Source organism: Ruegeria conchae (assembly GCF_000192475.1).
GTDB lineage: Bacteria > Pseudomonadota > Alphaproteobacteria > Rhodobacterales > Rhodobacteraceae > Ruegeria > Ruegeria conchae.
Window position 1 is genome coordinate 40,865 of record NZ_AEYW01000023.1, and the last position, 19,210, is coordinate 60,074.

The following is a 19,210-nucleotide window of genomic DNA, read 5'->3' on the forward strand; positions in this document are numbered from 1 at the left end:
GACTTGTGCAAATCATTAGATTTGCGCCAAGCCCACCTGGCCCAATACACTAAATCTAATGCGTGGCACCCATCTGTCCTTGTCGAAGATCACCCGCAGGCGTCTAACAACTCTGAACGGTGAATTTCATGACAACTGACCTCTCCCACACCCGTTACGCGGTCAAAGCCTTCAAGAACATTGGCGAGCGCCCGCGCGAACTGACCCGCACAATGCCGCCCCATCCGTTGAGCTATATGGAGCTGCCTTTTGATCCTGAATACACGCTCTACAATTCGCGCCTGACACCAGAAAAGCTCGACACAGCCACGGATGACGAGATGTATTGGGCCGTGCGCACCAACGTCATCTTTCGCCACACCGGCGAGTTGCCAATTGAGATCAGCGGGCCGGATGCGGAAACGCTGCTGAACAAGGTTTTCACCCGGAGTGTTAGCAAGGTGAAACCGGGCCGCTGCTCCTATCAATTCGCCTGTTACCACGATGGCGGCATGATCACCGATGGCGTGCTGTTGCGGCTGTCGCAGGACAGGTTCTGGATGGCGCAGGCCGACGGCGACCTGTTCAGCTGGTACAAGGCCCACGCCGAGGGGCTGGACGTGAAAATCCACGATCCGAATGTCTGGGTCAGCCAGATACAGGGGCCACGTTCGCTGGAACTGCTGGCCACCGTGCTTGATGGCCCCATGCCCGATCCATTCCGCTATTTCGATTGCGCTGAGGTCTCCATCGCGGGCCAGACCTGCTGGATCAGCCGCTCGGGCTTCACCAACGAGCTGGGGTGGGAGGTCTACCTGCTGCCCGACACCGACATCCCCGCCATCGGCGACCGGATCATGGAGGTCGGTGCGGCATTCGGCATTCTGCTGACCGGAACGCCGGTGTTCCGCGCGCGGCGGATCGAGGCCGGGTTGCTCAACGCTGGGTCAGATTTCGGAGCCGAGACGACGCCGTTTGAGGCAGGGCTTGGCGGTTTTGTCGAATTTGAAGATCGTGACTTTGTTGGCCGCAAAGCACTGGAGGCCGCCGATAAATCCTGCCGCACCTGGGGCATGCGTGTGTCCGGCGGCGTGGCGCAGCTTGGACGCGTCATGACCATTGATGGAAAAGATGTTGGCCGTGTCTGTTCCTCGGGCTATTCGCCGTATCAGGGCTGTGGTGTTTGCATCGTGCGCATGGACGACCCCGCACAGGGTCCGGGCACACAGGTCGATGTGCTCTGCGCCGATGGGTCCACCCAGAGCGGTGAGCTCTGCACCCTGCCGATGTACGACGCCGACCGGCTCATTCCGCGCGGCAAATTGGTGGATATCCCGACCAAACCGATCGCGGCGGAATGACGATGTATGACATGAACCTCACCACCTCGCACTTCCCGGCGCAGAATGATGCGGAAATCCGCGACATCACGGTTGGCGGGTTGCTGCGAGAGGTAGCAGCCAGTCATCCGGATGCCGTGGGGATGGTGGATGTCGCGGAGAGCGGTTACTGTGGCCAGTCATGGACCTACGCGGAGATACTGGCACAGGCCGAGAGCCTTGCCGAGGCCCTCGCCACCCGGTTCGAAGTTGGTGACAGGGTCGTCGTCTGGGCACCCAATATCCCCCAGTGGATTTTCATGGAATATGCCTGCGGCATGGCGGGGCTGGTTCTGGTTACAGCCAATCCGTCTTTTCAGGCCTCCGAGCTCAAATATGTGCTGGAACAATCAGGGGCTGTCGGACTGTTCATGGTGGACGGGTACCGAGGCAATCCGATGGCTGAGATTGCGCGCGAGGCGACAAAAGGCAACACGCGCCTGCGCGAGGTCGTCAATCTGGAATGCGAGGATGCTCTCTACGCCCATGGTGAGCGACCCGCCATCCTGCCAGATGTCCAGCCGGATGATGCTGCGCAGATCCAGTACACCTCGGGAACAACAGGATTTCCAAAGGGCGCGGTGCTCAGCCACAAGAACCTGGTGAACAACGCGCGGCTTTTCTGCGCACGCAAACAGGTTGGGCCGCACTCAGTCTGGGCCAACTTCATGCCGCTCTTTCACACGGCGGGCTGTGCCACTGGGGCGCTCGGATGCCTTCAGGCCGCGTGCAAGATGCTGCTGATCAAGCGTTTTGATGCCGATGTCTTTGCGCGATTGATCGAGGAACAGGGCGTCACAACCTGTTTCGCCGTTCCCACCATGTTGTTCAACCTGCTGGAATCCCTCGAACAAACCCCGCGCGACATGTCTTTACTTGAGGTTATCACGACGGGCGGAGCGCCTGTGCCACCCGATCTGGTTCGCCGGGTGCGGGACCGATTGGGCTGTCACTTGCTCAGCGCGTTTGGGCAGACGGAACACAGCCCGATGATCTGCCTGAACCCGGTCGAAGCAACGCTTAAACAGATCATGGAAACCGCAGGCCCGCCCTTGCCGCAGACCGAGGTGTCGATCCGCTCTCCAGAGGACAACCGCGTGCTCCCAATAGGTGAAGTCGGCGAAATATGCGCGCGATCCTACGCTGTGGTGATCGGATACAATGACAATCCAGAAGCAACCGCCGCCGCTATCGACGCAGACGGCTGGCTGCATACCGGCGATCTGGGAACGATGGATGCTCAAGGTTTCGTGCGGGTGACGGGTCGTGTGAAGGACATGATCATACGCGGCGGTGAAAACCACTTCCCGGCCGAGATCGAAGCGGTGTTGGTGACCCACCGCAACGTCGCTCAGGTGGCCGTGGTCGGCCTGCCGGATGAGAAATGGGGAGAGGTGATCGCGGCATTCATCCTGTCCGACCAACCCCTCGACGTGGCTGATTTGCGCACCCACTGCCGGGCGCATCTGTCCGCGCAGAAAACGCCATCGGTCTGGGTGCGTGTGCCGGACTTCCCGCTGACAGGCTCTGGCAAGGTGCAGAGATTCGCTATTCGTGAGAAGTTCCTCGCAGGTAACTACGGAGAGGTTCTGCAATGAGCGTTCGCGTCGAAAAGGATGGTCCGGTCTGGACCATCATCCACTCCCGCCCTGAGGCTCGCAATGCCATGGATCCGGAAAGTGCCACTGCACTTTTTGAGGCGTTCCAGTCGTTTGACGCGGACGTCACCGCCAGCGTTGTAGTGTTCTGGGGCGAAGGCGGTGCCTTTTGCGCCGGGTGGGATTTGAAGCATGCAGCCTCCCTTGCCGGGGCCGAGGCGCTTGATCCGTTCGACTTTCCCGATGAGGGTGAGCCGCCGATGGCGGCCATGGGACCCAGCCGGTTGGAGCTCAGCAAACCGGTGATCGCCGCTGTGGCCGGGCCTGCCGTGGCGGGTGGCATGGAACTGGCGCTTTGGTGCGATATCCGGGTGATGGAAGAAACCGCCTTCATGGGGGTCTACTGCCGCCGTTGGGGTATTCCATTGATCGACGGTGGCACGGTGCGCCTGCCGCGTCTGGTGGGTGAAGGCTGCGCGATGGACCTGATCCTGACCGGTCGCCGCGTCGATGCGGAAGAGGCACTGCGAATTGGGCTGTGCGAATACGTCGTGCCTGAAGGCGACGCGCGAACCAAGGCCGAAGCGCTGGCCCATGACATCGCCCGTTTCCCCCAAAGCTGCATGCGCGCAGATCGCCGGTCTGTGCGGGCACAGCACGGGTTAACTGAACGTGACGCTCTTCGACAGGAATGGAAGGGCAGCAAGGCCGAGGTCACCAAAGGTGTCCAAGGCGCCACCCGGTTTGCCAGCGGCAAGGGCCGTGGCGGTGATTTCAGCGATGTATGATTTGACCCTCACCACCTCCCGTGCTCCTGCCCAGTCCGACATGGAGACGCGCGAGATCACCATCGGTGCATTGCTGCGTGAGGTTGCTGCGGCGCGCCCGGATGCCGAGGCCTTGGTCGAAGTCATGCAGGACGGATCAGAAGGGCAGCGCTGGACCTATGCCGAACTGCTGGCCGAGGCCGAGCGACTTGCGCTGGCGCTGTCCAGTCGTTTTGCGCCCGGTGAACGGGTAGTGATCTGGTCACCCAACAGCCCAGAATGGGTGTTGATGGAATATGCCTGTTCGCTGTCAGGGCTGGTTCTGGTCACCGCGAACCCAGCCTTTCAGGCGCGCGAACTGGCCTATGTGCTGGAACAATCCGGCGCGGTTGCCCTGTTCCTTGTCGAGGAATTCCGCGGCAACCCAATGGGCCGGATTGGAGCTGAGGTCGTGACCGACATCGCTGCCATCCGCGAAGTCACAGATATGGAAAGTGACGCGTTCTTTGCACAGGGCACCCGCCCGCCTGCCTTGCCCGAAGTTGCCCCGGGCGACGCTGCGATGATCCAATATACGTCCGGCACAACAGGTTTTCCCAAGGGTGCTGTTCTCAGCCATCGCGGATTGGTCAACAATGCACGCTTCTACGCGTCCCGCTGCGGCGCGACCGAGACGACCACATGGGTCAACATCATGCCGATGTTCCACACCTCAGGCTGTGGCATGGTCACTCTGGGCTGCTTGCAAGCCGGGTGCAAAATGGTGCTGGTCAGCCTGTTTGACCCGAACATCGTGCTGGATCAGTTGGAAGCGAGCGGCGCTGACATCATCCTTGGCGTACCGACCATGGTGGTGGCGCTTCTCGACGCGCAAGAGGCGCGTCCGCGAAACCTCTCAGCCCTGAAGCTTGTCAGCTGCGGCGGATCAATGGTGGCGCCCGAATTGGTGCGCCGGGTCGAGGCGCTGATGGGGGCCGGATTTTCAACGCTCTATGGCCAGACCGAGCATTGCCCGGTAATCACGCAACACCATTTGTCAGACAGTATTGACGACATCTGCAACACGGCTGGCCAGCCGGTTGCGCAAACCGAGGTCTCGATCCGCAGTGTCGATGACAATAGCGTTGTCGCCGTCGGAGAGGTCGGGGAAATCTGTGCCCGCGGCCCCTGCGTCATGCTGGAATACAACGACAACCCCAAGGCCACGTCCGAGACCGTCGACGCGATGGGTTGGCTGCACACCGGCGATCTGGGCCGGATGGATGCGCGCGGCTACGTCACCGTCACTGGCCGCGTCAAGGAGATGATCATCCGCGGCGGCGAGAACCATTTCCCGGCCGAGATCGAGAACTGCCTATTGGAACACGCGAGCGTGGCCGAGGTCGCCGTTGTCGGCCTGCCGGACCCGAAATGGGGCGAGGTTATCGGCGCCTTCCTCCGCGGCACTGAACCGCTCGACAAGACCGCGCTGCATGCCCATTGCCGCGCAAACATGTCCCCGCAGAAAACCCCGAATATCTGGGTGCAGGTCGAGGTTTTCCCTCTGACCGGCTCGGGCAAGATCCAGAAATTCATCCTCCGCGACCGGTTTGTCGCCGGGGACTTCACCGAACTTTGAAAGGCAGGACACGCCATGCAAGACGCCACACGACATTACATCAACGGCCAATGGGTTACCTCGATCGACGGGCGCGAAGTGGAAGTTGAAAACCCGTCCACAGAAAAAAAGATCGCCACGATCACTTTGGGTGGCGTCGCTGTTGCCGACGCGGCCGTCGCCGCAGCCAAGGCAGCTTTCCCGGCCTGGGCGGCAACAGACCCTTTGGGCCGGATCGCCGCACTGGAGCGGTTGATGGAGGTCTACAAGGGCCAAGCCGAAGACATGGCACAGGCCATCAGCTTTGAGATGGGTGCACCTATCGCATTGGCAAAGACGGCGCAGGTCGGTGCCGGGGCGGGGCATCTCAAGAACACCATTCGGGCGGCCAAGGCTTTTGCCTTTGAACGTCCCTTGGGGGACCACGCGCCCGGCGACGTGATCCTGTACGAGCCGGTCGGTGTCTGCGCCCTGATCACCCCATGGAACTGGCCGATGAACCAGGTGATGCTGAAACTCGCCCCGGCGCTGGCCGCTGGGTGTACGGTGGTTCTGAAACCCTCTGAACTCTCGCCACTCAGTGCCATTCTGCTGGCCGAGATGATCGATGCAGCGGGCTTCCCACCCGGCGTGTTCAATCTTGTGAACGGTGATGGTGCCGGTGTTGGCGCGCATCTCACCGCGCACCCGGACGTGGACATGGTCAGCTTCACCGGATCAACCCGAGCTGGGGTCGCGATCAGCAAGGCGGCAGCGGAGACCGTCAAGCGCGTCAGTCTCGAACTGGGGGGCAAGGGGGCCAACATCATCTTTGCCGATGCCGACGAAAAGGCGGTCGCACGCGGTGTGCGCCATTGCTTCAACAATACCGGCCAGTACTGCAATGCACCCACAAGGATGCTGGTGGAGCGGTCGATCTATGACGCGGCTGTTGAAACTGCCCGAGTGGCGGCCGGGAAAACCGAGGTTGGCCCCGCTGATGTCGAGGGTCGCCAGATCGGCCCGGTCGTCTCCGGGGTCCAGTTCAACCGGATCCAATACTACCTCAAGCAAGGGATCGATGAAGGCGCCAGGCTTGTGGCTGGCGGGATGGGCAAGCCGGACGGGCTGAGCACCGGGCATTTCGTCCGGCCTACGGTCTTTGCCGATGTCACGCCTGACATGACCATCTGGCGGGAGGAAATCTTTGGCCCGGTTCTGACCATGACACCATTCGATACCGAGGAAGAGGCGATCGCCCTGGCCAATGACACACCTTATGGGCTGACCAATTATGTCCAGACCCCCGATAAATCTCGTGCCCGTCGGGTGGCGCGGCGGCTGCGCTCGGGTATGGTCGAGATGAACGGTAAATTCGGCGGGGCCGGAACACCCTTTGGCGGGATGAAGCAATCCGGTACTGGCCGCGAAGGCGGTGTCTGGGGGCTGGAGGAGTTCCTGGAGGTCAAGGCCGTGAGTGACTGGGGGTGAGCATGGCAAAGGTTCTTTACGAAAAAGATGGCCGGATCGGGCGGATCACCCTGAACCGCCCCGAGGTGATGAATGCCATCGACGACGATCTGCCGCGCGAACTGGCGGCGGCGGTGGCCGAGGCGGATGCCGACAGGGGCGTGCATTTGATGGTCCTGTCCGGTGCCGGCAAGGCATTCTGCGCGGGCTACGATCTGGCCCATTATGCCGAAGGCAACGGCCCCAACAAGGTGGTGCAGGACATGCCATGGGACCCAATGCAAGATTTCCAGTTCATGTGGGCGAATACGCAGGCCTTCATGTCGCTCTTCAGGGCGATGAAACCGGTGATCTGCAAGGTTCACGGCTTTGCCGTCGCGGGTGGGTCGGATATCGCGCTCTGCGCTGATTTGACCATCATGGGAGAGACAGCGCAGATCGGCTACATGCCCACCCGGGTCTGGGGGTGCCCGACCACGGCAATGTGGGTGCATCGGCTCGGGCCTGAGAAGGCCAAGCGGATGATGTTCACGGGCGACAAGGTAGCTGGTGTTGAGGCCGCCGAAATGGGACTCGTTTTGAAATCCGTACCCGATGACCAGCTGGACGACGAGGTCGAGGCGCTGGCTGCGCGCATTGCGTCCGTGCCGATTAACCAGCTGGCCATGCAGAAAATGGTGATTAACGCGGCGGTCGAGGAAAAGATCAACCAAACACAGCGCCTTGCCACCGTGTTCGATGGCGTCACTCGCCATTCACCCGAAGGCATGAACTTCAAAGCCCGCGTGGAGCAAGTCGGCTGGAAACAGGCTGTGCACGAACGGGACACCGGCACCTTCGACTGGACCCGCAACAAACCCTTCGATTGAAAATTTGAGTACGGCGACCGAAACTGAGCCTCCCCAACTGAACTGGTCCGACGTTATGTTTAGGAAACGGAGGACCGAGAATGGCAAACAAGCGACCGAAGCCGGAAGAGATTGTCTCGAAGTTGCGGCAAGTTGAGGTGCTGATGGGGCAAGGGATGCCTCGTCTGGATGCGATCAGACAGATCGGCGTTGTCGAACAGACCTATTCACGCCTGTCATCTCAACACCCACCCTGTATGTCATTGATGGTAGCTGAATCCAGAGAGCTTTGCGAAACACCCAAATCGTAAATCAGGCCCGCAGGGGTTATATGTATATTTGGCATCACTACCCACTTTATATGTATAATCTGATTTTTAGATAATCTGAAAATGAGATTACTGGAAATGTCCGAAGCATCATACGGACACTCAATTGACCAAAACACTTCGCACCGACGGACACTTGGCGCTCATTGAAGCGCTCATTTCAGCCCGTAAGTCACAAAAACTCTCTCAGGCAGCCTTGGCTGACCGGTTGAAGTGCCATCAATCGTTCGTCGCGCGGATCGAGTCGGGTCAGCGGCGTATTGATGTGCCAGAATTGGTGATCATTGCGCGGGCGCTCGATGTTCCTGCGGAACACTTCTTCGAAGCCGTCATTAAGGCAGTGCCACCGGGTGAACGGATTTAACGACTTGATTTCGTTGACTAATCACACAATTCACAAAGGGCTTTTGCGGCTTTGGGTGTGACCGAAGCATGATTTTCACGTCCAAAATTTACTCAAACCCCATACCCAAAATAGAGACGGCTTCACCCGAAAGCATCGTTGTGAAGCCGCTCAATGTACAACCTATGTGTAGATTGTGGACCCAAGTTAGAACGAAATGGGCAAACTATGGGTCATTTCACAACATCAACAACTATGTACCCAGAATCTAACCGCATTTCGAATGGCCGCAACTTCTGCAGGTCATGCAGCCTTCGATCATCACCATGTCGAACTGACCACAGGACGGGCATGCTTTGCCGCGTGGAGTGTCGATATTGACAACTTGCGCCTGGGGGTCCGACTTTAGGCCCATTCCTTCACCTTCGAGAAATCCGATTACAACCATATGCTGCTCGATCACGCCACCGATTGCAGCAAGAATTGAGGGGATGTACTTGCCCTTGACCCAAGCCCCGCCGCGTGGATCAAAGACGGCTTTCAGTTCCTCCACAACAAACGAAACATCTCCGCCCCGGCGGAAAACAGCGGAAATCATCCGCGTCAGGGCCAGCGTCCAGGCATAGTGCTCCATGTTCTTCGAATTGATGAATACTTCGAACGGTCTACGACGACCACTGATGACAATGTCGTTGATCGTCAGATAGATCGCGTGTTCGCTGTCGGGCCATTTCAGCTTGTACGTCGACCCTTCCAGAGATTGCGGACGATCCAGCGGCTCTGACATATAGACGACTTCGCCGACATCAACCTCCTGCGGCGCAGCGGCACTTTCACCTGGTGCTGTATCTGTACTCTCTGACACGGTCAGAACAGAACCCGTCACATCGTTGGGGCGATAGGTCGTACAACCTTTGCAGCCTTGATCCCAAGCCTGCATGTAGACATCCTTGAAGGCGTCAAAGCTTATATCCTCGGGGCAGTTGATGGTCTTCGAAATCGAGCTGTCGATCCACTTCTGCGCCGCGGCCTGCATCTTGACGTGATCAGACGGCGACAGCGTTTGTGCGTTAACGAAATAGTCGGGCAGCTCCGTATCCCCGAACTTATCGCGCCACATCTGGACGGCATAGTCGACTACTTCTTCTTCAGTGCGCGAACCGTCTTTCTGCAGCACTTTGCGCGTGTAAGCATAAGCAAAGACCGGTTCGATCCCCGACGACACGTTCCCGGCATAGAGCGAGATCGTCCCCGTCGGCGCGATCGACGTCAGCAGCGCGTTGCGGATGCCGTGTTCGCGGATCGCATCGCGCACATCGTCATCCATCTGTTGCATCGTACCACTGGCCAAATATTTCTCAGCATCGAACAAAGGAAACGTGCCTTTCTCCTTTGCCAGGTCCACCGACGCCAGATACGCGGCGCGGGCGATCGCGTGCAGCCATTGCTCGGTCTGACGCGCCGCCTCGTCCGAGCCATAGCGCAGGCCCAACATCAGCAGTGCATCTGCGAGACCCGTTACGCCCAGCCCGATACGGCGTTTGTCTTGCGCTTCCGCCTCTTGTTCAACCAGCGGGAATTTCGACGCGTCGACCACGTTGTCCATCATGCGAACGGCGGTGGCGACCAGCTCTTGCAAAGCGTCCTCATCCAGATGCGCCGCGTCCTCAAAGGGCTCGGCCACCAACCGCGCCAGATTGATCGAACCCAACAGGCAAGCACCATAAGGTGGCAAAGGCTGTTCGCCGCATGGATTGGTCGCAGCAATCGTCTCGACGTAGCTGAGGTTGTTGGCAGTGTTGATGCGGTCGATGAAGATCACACCTGGCTCGGCATAATCATAGGTCGCCTGCATGATCTTGTTCCATAGATCACGGGCCTGAACTATGTGATAGACTTTGCCGTCAAACACCAAATCCCACGGGCCATCGGCTTTGACGGCCTCCATGAACGGATCTGTCACCAGCACGGACATGTTGAACATGCGCAGGCGCGCCGGGTCGGACTTGGCGGTGATGAACTGTTCGATATCCGGGTGGTCACAGCGCATGGTCGCCATCATCGCCCCACGGCGCGAGCCCGCGGACATGATCGTGCGACACATTGCATCCCACACATCCATAAAGCTCAGCGGACCAGATGCGTCGGCGGCAACCCCTTTGACGTCCGCGCCGCGTGGACGGATGGTCGAGAAATCGTAACCGATCCCCCCACCCTGCTGCATGGTCAGAGCGGCCTCTTTCAGCATATCGAAGATGCCGCCCATGCTGTCGGGGATCGTGCCCATCACAAAGCAGTTGAACAGGGTCACCTGACGTGCGGTGCCCGCCCCAGCAGTGATGCGACCAGCAGGGAGGTATTTGAAATCCTCAAGCGCGGTGTAGAATTTTTCTTCCCAACGCTCCGGGTCCTGTTCCACCCGCGCCAGATCACGTGCAATTCGCCGCCAACTGTCCTCGACCGTCTGATCGATGGGTGTGCCATCCGCCTGTTTGAAGCGGTATTTCATGTCCCAAATCTGCTCGGCGATGGGGGCGGCAAAGCGGCTCATTGGTGATTCCCTGTGCTGAAAGAGGTATTCAGACTATCATCCACAATACCTTGATGACAATCGCGCATGAGCTACAATGGATAGACAGTCGATGAACGACTCTGTGGGAAAGCTGTGGATAACTACGTAAACCTCATCAAACTTTCGGTCGGATCAGAAAGCGTCGACACGCTGATCGCATGGCAGGACAGCCGAAAACCTCTTTATGAGGACGGATGCCCGCGCCATGTCACACGTATGTGGCCCAAACGTGAATCCGAGATTTTGAATGGCGGATCAATCTATTGGGTGATCAAAGGTGTCGTCCAATGCCGTCAGCAGATTCTACGGCTGGACGAGGTGCGCGGTGAGGATGGAATCCGACGCTGTGCCATCGTTCTCGACCCCGAGGTGCATCGCACGCAGAACGCTCTGAAACGCCCGTTCCAAGGCTGGCGCTATCTGAAACCCGAGGATACTCCGGCCGATTTGCCCAGAGGACGCGAGCAAGACGATGCCCTGCCCGACGACCTGAACCGTGCCCTGGCGGATATCGGCGTGCTTTAGCGCAACCGATCCAGTAGGTCGTTCAGAATCGTCTTCTCGGATGCGTTATAGGTTGCCACCCGGCTGCGCCACAAAGTCGCCTGCGACTGCAAGATCGACCCATCTGATAGGATTTTCAGGTGGTTGGCCCGCAGAGTTTCGCCAGTTGACGTAATATCAGCAATCGCCTCGGCGGTTTCGTTCACCACCGTGCCCTCAGTAGCACCCTGGCTATCGACCAGCGTGTAGTCGGCCACGCCCGCTTCTGTCAGGAATTCACGAACCAAACGGTGATACTTGGTGGCGATACGCAGCCGGTGCCCGTGAGCCTTGCGGAAACTCGCAGCTGCCGCGTCCAGATCGTCCAACGTATCCACATCGACCCAGCAGGCAGGTGTTGCGATGATCAAGTCAGCCTTGCCGAACCCAAGCGGGGCGACCTCTTCGACCTGCTGTTCCCACCGCGGCAGTTTCTCTTGCACCAGATCAATCCCGGTCACGCCCAGATGAACGCGCCCAGCGGCAAGCTCGCGCGGTATCTCCCCGGCGGATAGCAGGATCAGCGAGACGCCATCAATCCCCTCAACTTTGCCTGCATATTCCCGGTCCGATCCGTTGCGCGAAAGGGTGATGCCGCGCTTTTCAAACCACGCGAAGGTCTTGTCCATCAATCGGCCCTTCGAGGGCACGCCCAGTTTCAGGCTCATTGCGCGGCCTCCTCGATTTCGAGCATCAGGTCCGGGCGGATCACGCCGCCAATAGCCGGAATCTCGGCCCCACCTCCCAATTGCCGGGTCAGCGCATCATAGCGCCCACCGGTTGCGACCGGTGGCAGATCAGGGCGGCCTTCGGCGTAAAAACCGAATACAAAACCGTCGTAATACTCCATCGAGGTTCTGCCATAAGACGCCTCAAAATCCAGTGTATTCACGTCCACGCCCCGCGCCTGCAGGGCTGCGATACGGGCTTCCAAACGATCCAGCGCGGGCGTGATCTGCGGCAGGTCAACCGCCACGTCGCGCAATTGTTCCAGCGCAAAAGGCATGGTTTCGCGCACATTCAGCAGTGTCTCCAAACCGGCCAGTTCATTGTCCGAGATCGGCGGCGCGGCGCGGTCTTCGCGTAGGGCTTCTATCCGGTCGAGGATTTCCGGCGCGCGGCGTTTACCGATCATGGGCACGTCAATCGCCAATGGGTCAGCTGCGTCAAGCAGAGCATCGCGACCCTCAAGGCCCGCTTTGCGCCCGGCGTATCGGTCCAGCAGAACGCGGAACCGGCGAGGCCGCCAGAGATGCCGCATCAGCGCGGCCTTGCGGCGGTCAGTTGTCTTCAGTCCCGCGACAGCGGCGATCAGAATGCCGATATCACCGGTCGCTGCCCGCAAGGGTAGCCCGCGTAGTTGCAGGGCAAACAGCGAAAAAACTTCGGCATCTGCCCCAGCGGGGTCTTCGCGATCAAAGACTTCGTAACCGACCTGGATATACTCATTAGCCCGGTCGGGATCGTGTTCCTGACGACGGAACACTTCGCCGGAATAGGTGTATCTTGCAGGTTCAGCCCCTTCGGACATGTGCATCTGCACCACTGGCAAGGTGAAGTCCGGGCGCAGCATCTGCTCACCCCGCAGCGCGTCCGAGGTCACATAGGCGCGCGCGCGGATATCTTCACCGTAGAGGTCCAGCAGCGTACCCGCAGGTTGCAACAAAGGTGTGTCCACCACATGCCCACCCGCGGCCTCGAACCGGACGCGCATCATTGCGGCGCGGGCCTGTATCTGGGAACGATTGGGCATGGGTCAGTCCTGACTGTCCAAAATTTCGCGCACCTTGGCGACCAGATCTCCGCGTAGCACTTCAAACTGGCTGGGTCGTTCTTTCCATTCCTCAAGCGTGGCGCTTTCGGCAATCTTTGCGCCAAGGATCAGGTCCTTGATTTGCACAATTCCCTTTTCTTTTTCGTCACCACCTTCGATCACAGCGATCGGAGAGTTCCGCTTGTCCGCGTATTTCAGTTGGTTGCCAAAGTTCTTGGGGTTGCCCAGATACACCTCGGCCCGGATACCTGCATTGCGCAGCTCGGTTACCATGGCCTGATAGTCGGCCATCCGATCCCGATCCATGACGGTGACGACCACCGGACCGGTGGCTTGCGCTGCGATCCGACCCTTTTCGCGGAGCGCGGCTAGTAAACGATCAACACCGATCGAAATACCCGTCGCGGGCACTTCCTGTCCGGTAAAACGCTTGACCAGATCGTCATAGCGACCACCGCCTGATACCGACCCGAATTGCCGCTTGCGGCCTTTCTCGTCGAATATCTCGAAGGTCAGTTCGGCCTCATAAACCGGCCCAGTGTAGTAGCCGAGGCCACGGACAACCGAAGGATCAATCTCGATCCGGTCCGATCCATACCCCCCCGCATCCAGCAGGGCACCGATCTGCTCCAGCTCGGCAATGCCATCCGCGCCAATCTTGCTGTCGCCCACGGCGGCGCGCAGGTTGGCCAGCGTACCAGCGGTGTCGGTAGCTTTCGAGGTCAGGAACGCGATCACAGGTTCGGCCTGATCATCGCTGAGACCAACACCATCAATGAACGCCCCAGAGGCATCCAGTCGGCCCTTGGTCAGCAGCTCTCGCACACCGGCCTCCCCGACCTTATCGAACTTATCGATAGTGCGCAGAACATTATCGCGGGCGGCCAAGTCTTCGCCCAGCCCCATCGCCTCAAGCACTCCATTCAGAACCTTGCGGTTATTGACGCGCACAAGATAGTCACTGCGGGGAATGCCCACTGTCTCCAGCGTGTCCGACAACATCGCGCAAATCTCGGCATCCGCGGCCATCGAGGCCGTGCCCACGGTATCCGCATCACATTGATAAAACTGGCGATACCGCCCCGGCCCTGGCTTCTCGTTTCGCCAGACCGGACCCATCGCATAGCGACGATAAGGCGTGGGCAGGTCGTTGCGGTGCTGCGCGTAAACGCGAGCCAAAGGCGCCGTCAGGTCATAACGCAGAGCCATCCAGTCGCCATTGCCGCCCTCGTCGAATTCCTGCCATGCAAACACGCCTTCGTTTGGGCGATCCACGTCCGGAAGGAACTTGCCCAGCGCGTCGACGGTCTCAACCGCGCTGCTCTCCAAGGCATCGAACCCGTAACGATGATAGACGCCCGCAATCGTCCGCAGCATCTCGGTGCGCTGCGTAACTTCCTCGCCGAAATAGTCACGGAACCCTTTCGGCGTTACGGCCTTGGGGCGGGGCTGTTTCTTGGGCTTGGCCATGTGGGGCGTCCTTGGGATTTAGTGTTCCGCGCGCGGTCTATCCCATGGCCCGCATCGGAGCAAGGCGGGGTTTCACTGGTCATGGGCTGCCGGGGTCGCTATGAGACGCCTATAAGGAGAGCCCCATGCAGCATCTGGAAGAACAGATCGCCCATCTGACCCGCACGGTTGAAGAGCTGAACTCGGTCGTCACAAACCAACAGAGCGAGATCGACCGCCTGACCCGTCGTGTCGAGATGTTACTGCAGCGCGAGGCCGAACGGGCGCAGGAAGGCTCAGGCGGAGTTGTGTTCGGCGACGAACGTCCGCCGCATTATTGAGTGATCACAACCCCAGTGTCGATTTCACCGCATTGTCGACCACCCCGCCCAGAAGGGCGTTCTTGTCTGCGGCACAGCCCTCGGACAGAGCGGCAATGAAGGCTTCGCGCAGTTGGGCCTTTTCCTCGTCAGTGGCTGCATGATCCTCGATATTGATCTGGCGGTTGTAAAGCGACAGGGCCGTCATCTTTCCAACCACAGCCACGACAAATTCTTCGTCGCCATCAGCCTCTTCCGCAATCGATGCGCATGTATAGTGCATCACGGGCAAGGCATCCTGCACCAATTGCTCTGCAGAATCGTCAGCCACAGCAAATGTCGGAAGGACAAAAAGCGCGGCACAGGCGGTGGATTTGATGGAATTTTTCAGCATCATGATCACTTCCAGTTATGTCCGATAATCGCCCCGGCGACACCGCCGACCGCGGCCCCCTTGCCGTCTCCGACTAAAGCACCGACGCCTGCACCAACCAGAGCGCCAGTAACAGTATTTTTCTTCTTGTCGTCCGCTTGAACGGCTGTGGCCAACGCCAAAGCACATGCCACCGCTAGGCTAAGTGATCTGAAATCAATACCTGAATTCGTCATTTCGGAACCCTCCTGTGAAATGACCTCTAAGGTTATTCAGTCAGCCTAGCTGGGCACATCGCTCAAGGCAACAATTCGGTTTGTGGTCAAACTTCCTCGATCTCCGAGATCCCCTCAAGCGATTTGAGGGCACCTTTGATCTGGGGATTGATCGCATAGTTTCGTCCCAGATCCAATTCGACCTCACCCGGCAAACCGGGATCAAGCAGGCAGACGTAAACTGGGCCTTTGGCAGCCCTTTTGGCGTTGCTATCTGCGTCTTCCAACACTTTCGCCATGCTTGGCAAAACCTTTGAATCTTCCACAAATACACGCAGGCCTGTGGCCCCAGCCTCGGCGACCACCACGTCGACCGGACCAACTGACCGACCCAACAGCTTGAGCTGATCCGCCTCCATCGTCGCTTCGGCGGTCAGCACCACCTGCGCGCCGGTTTCCAGAAACTCTCGGGATTTCTCTAGTGTTTCTGAAAATAGCGTGACCTCGAATGCTCCGGTGGGGTCAGAGAGCTGAGCAAATGCGAACCGATTGCCACGCGCCGACTTTCGCTCTTGCCGTCCGGCGACGACACCGGCCATCTTTGCAATAAACGGACCAGAGCGCGCCTTTTCAGTCACCTGATCTAGTGTCAGCACCTGTTTTCGCTTCAATGCAGGCATATAATCATCCAGCGGATGGCCGGACAGATAGAACCCGATGGCCTTGAATTCTTCGCTCAATCTCTCGGCGGGCAGCCAATCTGGTGCGGGTGACAGCCGAGGTTCGGGCAGGTCATCTCCTGCTTCACCAAACAGCGACACCTGGTTTGAGTTTTTCTGATCGTGGATGGCGGCTGAATATTGCACCAGCGGGTCCAGGCTTTCAAACACGCGACGGCGGTTCTTGTCGAGTTCATCGAACGCACCGGCACGCGCCAGCATCTCTAGCGGGCGCTTGCCGACTTTTTTCAGATCAACACGGCGAGCAAAATCGAAGAGGTTCACAAATGGCTTATCCGCGCGCCCATCGACGACGAGGTTCATCGCCTCAACACCCACGTTTTTCAGCGCACCCAGCGCATAGACCAGATGTCCTTCCACCACGTCAAACGTCGCCTGGGATCGGTTCACGCAGGGCGGCACATAGGGCAGTTCCAGTCCCTTTCGGACCTCTTCGAAATAGACAGCCAGCTTGTCGGTCAGATGGATATCGCAGTTCATGACGCCCGCCATGAACTCGACCGGATGGTTGGCCTTCAGCCAGCCGGTCTGGTAGCTGACGACCGCATAGGCGGCAGCGTGGGATTTGTTGAAACCATAGTTGGCGAACTTTTCCAGCAGGTCGAAGACCTCGGAGGCCTTCTTGGCGTCAACCCCATTCTCGCCCGCACCCTTTTCGAATTTGGGGCGTTCGGCGTCCATCGCCTCTTTAATCTTCTTGCCCATAGCACGCCGCAGAAGGTCGGCACCGCCTAGGCTGTACCCCGCCATGACCTGCGCGATCTGCATCACCTGTTCCTGATAGACGATGATGCCTTGGGTTTCCTCAAGGATATGGTCGATCAGAGGATGTACGGATTCGATCTTGCGCAGCCCGTTCTTGACCTCGCAATAGGTCGGGATGTTCTCCATCGGGCCGGGACGATAGAGCGCCACAAGGGCCACGATGTCCTCAATGCAGGTGGGTTTCATACGCTTGAGCGCATCCATCATGCCCGAGGATTCCACCTGGAACACCGCCACGGTCTTGGCCGCCGAATAGAGCTTGTATGTCGCCTCATCATCCAGCGGGATGGCGTTGATCTGGTTCTCGGCACCTTCGGCGGGTTCATAGAGTTCAGTGCCATCGGCAGCGATATGCAAATCCCGCCCAGACTTGAAGATCAAATCCATAGCATTCTGGATCACAGTCAGCGTTTTCAGGCCCAGAAAGTCGAATTTTACTAACCCGGCCTGTTCTACCCATTTCATGTTGAACTGGGTCGCGGGCATGTCCGAGCGCGGATCCTGATAGATCGGCACCAGTGCATCCAAAGGACGGTCGCCAATCACCACACCAGCCGCGTGGGTTGAGGCGTTGCGCAGCAATCCTTCGACCTGCTGGCCGTAAGTTAAAAGCCGGTCGACAACTTCTTCGCTGCGTGCCTCTTCCCGTAGGCGCGGTTCATCCTTCAATGCCTTTTCAATGGAAACGGGTTTAACGCCTTCGACCGGGATCATCTTGGAAAGTCGATCCACCTGCCCGTAGGGCATTTGCAGGACCCGCCCGATATCACGCACGGCAGCTTTCGACAGGAGTGCACCGAAGGTGATAATCTGACCTACCTTGTCGCGCCCGTATTTCTGCTGCACATAGCGGATCACCTCTTCGCGGCGGTCCATGCAGAAATCGATATCAAAGTCTGGCATCGAGACCCGCTCGGGGTTCAGGAACCGTTCGAACAGCAGCGAATAACGTAGTGGGTCAAGGTCGGTAATCGTCAGCGCATAGGCCACCAGCGAGCCCGCACCCGAGCCACGTCCCGGGCCAACCGGGATGTCTTCATCCTTTGCCCATTGGATAAAGTCGGCAACGATCAGGAAATAGCCGGGGAACCCCATGCCTTCAATGATGTCGAGTTCGAAATCCAGACGCTCTTGATATTCTTCCGGTGTCACCGCATGCGGGATCACCGCCAGACGCTTCTGCAGGCCCTCATTCGCAATGCGGCGCAATTCTGCCACTTCGTCATCAGCAAATTTTGGCAGGATCGGATCGCGGCGATAGGCCATAAACGCGCAGCGCTTGGCGATCTCAATCGTGTTTTCAATCGCCTCGGGCAGATCGGCAAACAGGGTCGCCATCTCTTGCTGCGACTTGAAATAGTGCTGTGCGGTCAGGCGGCGGCGGCCTTCCTGCTGGTCAACATAGGCACCTTCGGCGATACAGATCAGCGCGTCATGCGCCTCATACATGTCCGTGGTCGGGAAATAGACGTCGTTTGTGGCGACCAGCGGCAGGTTCTTGGCATAAGCCATCTCGACATGGCCGCGCTCGGTCAGGCGTTCGGCCTCGGGCTGACCATCTTCACCTGGGTGACGCTGCAGTTCGACATATAGCCTGTCTGGGAACATCGCGGCCAGTCGATCCATCAGAGCCTCGGCCGCTGGGCGCTGGCCTTGTTGCAACGACATCCCAACCGGCCCATCTGGCCCACCCGTCAAGCAGATCAAGCCGTCCGAGTGCTTTGACAATTCGTCTAATGTAACCTGCGGCAACTGCCCGCCCTTGTCCACGTAAAGGCACGAGCTGAGCTTCATCAGGTTTTCATAACCGACCTCGGATTGTGCCAGAAGAAGCAAGGGCGCAGGCGCCTTCGGCTTCTCACCCGGCTGTGCTTGTACGTAGGTCAGATCAACTTGACAGCCCATAATCGGCTGAATGCCCGCCCCGCTGGCGGTCACGGCGAACTCCAGCGCCGAGAACATGGAATTGGTGTCGGTCACCGCAACGGCGGGCATTTCCATCTTCTCGCAAAGACCCGGCAGCTTTTTTAGCCGCACGGCACCTTCAAGCAGAGAATATTCGGTGTGAACGCGGAGGTGAATGAATCGGGGATGGCTGCTCATTCCTGCAAGCTATCCCAGCAAACAGGGATGCAAAAGCAGGAACCCACCCCATGGATTCGGCAAAATA

16 protein-coding genes and 1 pseudogene are annotated in these 19,210 nt (G+C 58.8%); 10 read left to right on the forward strand and 7 right to left on the reverse strand.

Annotated elements, in window-relative coordinates; genetic code table 11:
* Positions 1-128: 128 nt before the first annotated feature.
* The 8 genes and pseudogenes from G7G_RS0120180 to G7G_RS0120215 all read left to right on the forward strand — a co-directional run bounded on the left by G7G_RS0120180 (position 129) and on the right by G7G_RS0120215 (position 8,310).
* Positions 129-1,340 carry an aminomethyl transferase family protein gene (locus tag G7G_RS0120180; protein ID WP_010443281.1) on the forward strand — a complete coding sequence of 404 codons (1,212 nt, stop codon included), beginning with the start codon at positions 129-131 and terminating at the stop codon, positions 1,338-1,340.
* Positions 1,337-2,956, forward strand: coding sequence for a class I adenylate-forming enzyme family protein (locus tag G7G_RS0120185; protein ID WP_238528845.1), 1,620 nt, complete (start codon positions 1,337-1,339; stop codon positions 2,954-2,956). The genes G7G_RS0120180 and G7G_RS0120185 overlap by 4 nt, the downstream gene beginning before the upstream one ends.
* On the forward strand, positions 2,953-3,744 hold the full coding sequence (locus G7G_RS0120190; protein WP_010443283.1) for a crotonase/enoyl-CoA hydratase family protein: 792 nt from the start codon (positions 2,953-2,955) through the stop codon (positions 3,742-3,744). Before G7G_RS0120185 ends, G7G_RS0120190 begins: the two co-directional genes overlap by 4 nt.
* The gene (locus tag G7G_RS0120195; RefSeq protein WP_010443284.1) at positions 3,737-5,341 is read left to right on the forward strand and encodes a class I adenylate-forming enzyme family protein; all 1,605 of its coding nucleotides are present in this window, start codon (positions 3,737-3,739) and stop codon (positions 5,339-5,341) included. Before G7G_RS0120190 ends, G7G_RS0120195 begins: the two co-directional genes overlap by 8 nt.
* Before the next feature lie 15 nt (positions 5,342-5,356).
* Positions 5,357-6,790, forward strand: a complete 1,434-nt coding sequence (locus tag G7G_RS0120200; protein WP_010443285.1) for an aldehyde dehydrogenase family protein — start codon at positions 5,357-5,359, stop codon at positions 6,788-6,790.
* Between the two features lie 2 nt (positions 6,791-6,792).
* On the forward strand, positions 6,793-7,638 hold the full coding sequence (locus tag G7G_RS0120205; RefSeq protein WP_010443286.1) for a crotonase/enoyl-CoA hydratase family protein: 846 nt from the start codon (positions 6,793-6,795) through the stop codon (positions 7,636-7,638).
* A gap of 80 nt (positions 7,639-7,718) precedes the next feature.
* Positions 7,719-7,844 (forward strand): annotated as a pseudogene (locus G7G_RS24275) (IS3 family transposase); the annotation flags it as partial.
* A 208-nt stretch (positions 7,845-8,052) separates the two neighbouring features.
* A complete protein-coding gene (locus tag G7G_RS0120215) occupies positions 8,053-8,310 on the forward strand; it encodes a helix-turn-helix domain-containing protein (RefSeq protein ID WP_010443288.1) in 258 nt (85 codons plus the stop codon).
* A gap of 247 nt (positions 8,311-8,557) precedes the next feature.
* Here the strand turns inward: G7G_RS0120215 and G7G_RS0120220 are convergent, their stop codons facing one another.
* A complete protein-coding gene (locus G7G_RS0120220) occupies positions 8,558-10,840 on the reverse strand; it encodes an adenosylcobalamin-dependent ribonucleoside-diphosphate reductase (protein WP_010443289.1) in 2,283 nt (760 codons plus the stop codon).
* A 114-nt stretch (positions 10,841-10,954) separates the two neighbouring features.
* Here G7G_RS0120220 and G7G_RS0120225 point away from each other — a divergent pair, with 114 nt between their 5' ends.
* Positions 10,955-11,386: a DUF1489 family protein gene (locus tag G7G_RS0120225; RefSeq protein ID WP_010443290.1), complete on the forward strand. Its 432-nt coding sequence runs from the start codon at positions 10,955-10,957 to the stop codon at positions 11,384-11,386.
* On the opposite strand, the gene hisG is transcribed toward G7G_RS0120225, so the two are convergent.
* Genes hisG through hisS form a run of 3 tightly spaced genes read right to left on the reverse strand, consistent with a single transcriptional unit; the run spans position 11,383 to position 14,648 of the window.
* Entirely contained in the window at positions 11,383-12,072 is a 690-nt protein-coding gene (gene hisG / locus G7G_RS0120230; protein WP_010443291.1) for an ATP phosphoribosyltransferase, read from the reverse strand. The two genes, G7G_RS0120225 and hisG, sit on opposite strands and share 4 nt — an antisense overlap.
* Entirely contained in the window at positions 12,069-13,157 is a 1,089-nt protein-coding gene (locus tag G7G_RS0120235) for an ATP phosphoribosyltransferase regulatory subunit (RefSeq protein WP_010443292.1), read from the reverse strand. Before G7G_RS0120235 ends, hisG begins: the two co-directional genes overlap by 4 nt.
* Positions 13,158-13,160: 3 nt before the next feature.
* Positions 13,161-14,648, reverse strand: coding sequence for a histidine--tRNA ligase (gene hisS / locus G7G_RS0120240; RefSeq protein WP_010443293.1), 1,488 nt, complete (start codon positions 14,646-14,648; stop codon positions 13,161-13,163).
* A gap of 125 nt (positions 14,649-14,773) precedes the next feature.
* Between hisS and G7G_RS0120245 the strand changes: the two genes are divergently transcribed.
* Complete coding sequence (locus tag G7G_RS0120245) at positions 14,774-14,968, forward strand: SlyX family protein (RefSeq protein ID WP_010443294.1); 195 nt, start codon at positions 14,774-14,776, stop codon at positions 14,966-14,968.
* A 4-nt stretch (positions 14,969-14,972) separates the two neighbouring features.
* Here the strand turns inward: G7G_RS0120245 and G7G_RS0120250 are convergent, their stop codons facing one another.
* The 3 genes from G7G_RS0120250 to dnaE form a co-directional block, all read right to left on the reverse strand.
* Positions 14,973-15,341 (reverse strand): hypothetical protein, encoded by a 369-nt coding sequence (locus G7G_RS0120250; RefSeq protein ID WP_170476686.1) that lies wholly within the window; start codon positions 15,339-15,341, stop codon positions 14,973-14,975.
* 5 nt (positions 15,342-15,346) lie between these two features.
* Entirely contained in the window at positions 15,347-15,556 is a 210-nt protein-coding gene (locus G7G_RS0120255) for a YMGG-like glycine zipper-containing protein (protein ID WP_010443296.1), read from the reverse strand.
* Positions 15,557-15,642: 86 nt separating this feature from the next.
* A complete protein-coding gene (dnaE, locus tag G7G_RS0120260) occupies positions 15,643-19,143 on the reverse strand; it encodes a DNA polymerase III subunit alpha (protein ID WP_010443297.1) in 3,501 nt (1,166 codons plus the stop codon).
* Between the last annotated feature and the right edge of the window lie 67 nt (positions 19,144-19,210).

What these genes read in the sequence shown, in the direction of transcription:
- G7G_RS0120180 (WP_010443281.1), top strand. Translation starts at nt 129, where the DNA reads ATGACAACTGACCTCTCCCACACCCGTTACGCGGTCAAAGCCTTCAAG.
- G7G_RS0120185 (WP_238528845.1), top strand. Translation starts at nt 1,337, where the DNA reads ATGACGATGTATGACATGAACCTCACCACCTCGCACTTCCCGGCGCAG.
- G7G_RS0120190 (WP_010443283.1), top strand. Translation starts at nt 2,953, where the DNA reads ATGAGCGTTCGCGTCGAAAAGGATGGTCCGGTCTGGACCATCATCCAC.
- G7G_RS0120195 (WP_010443284.1), top strand. Translation starts at nt 3,737, where the DNA reads ATGTATGATTTGACCCTCACCACCTCCCGTGCTCCTGCCCAGTCCGAC.
- G7G_RS0120200 (WP_010443285.1), top strand. Translation starts at nt 5,357, where the DNA reads ATGCAAGACGCCACACGACATTACATCAACGGCCAATGGGTTACCTCG.
- G7G_RS0120205 (WP_010443286.1), top strand. Translation starts at nt 6,793, where the DNA reads ATGGCAAAGGTTCTTTACGAAAAAGATGGCCGGATCGGGCGGATCACC.
- G7G_RS0120220 (WP_010443289.1), bottom strand. Translation starts at nt 10,840, where the DNA reads ATGAGCCGCTTTGCCGCCCCCATCGCCGAGCAGATTTGGGACATGAAA.
- hisG (WP_010443291.1), bottom strand. Translation starts at nt 12,072, where the DNA reads ATGAGCCTGAAACTGGGCGTGCCCTCGAAGGGCCGATTGATGGACAAG.
- G7G_RS0120235 (WP_010443292.1), bottom strand. Translation starts at nt 13,157, where the DNA reads ATGCCCAATCGTTCCCAGATACAGGCCCGCGCCGCAATGATGCGCGTC.
- hisS (WP_010443293.1), bottom strand. Translation starts at nt 14,648, where the DNA reads ATGGCCAAGCCCAAGAAACAGCCCCGCCCCAAGGCCGTAACGCCGAAA.
- G7G_RS0120245 (WP_010443294.1), top strand. Translation starts at nt 14,774, where the DNA reads ATGCAGCATCTGGAAGAACAGATCGCCCATCTGACCCGCACGGTTGAA.
- G7G_RS0120250 (WP_170476686.1), bottom strand. Translation starts at nt 15,341, where the DNA reads ATGCTGAAAAATTCCATCAAATCCACCGCCTGTGCCGCGCTTTTTGTC.
- G7G_RS0120255 (WP_010443296.1), bottom strand. Translation starts at nt 15,556, where the DNA reads ATGACGAATTCAGGTATTGATTTCAGATCACTTAGCCTAGCGGTGGCA.
- dnaE (WP_010443297.1), bottom strand. Translation starts at nt 19,143, where the DNA reads ATGAGCAGCCATCCCCGATTCATTCACCTCCGCGTTCACACCGAATAT.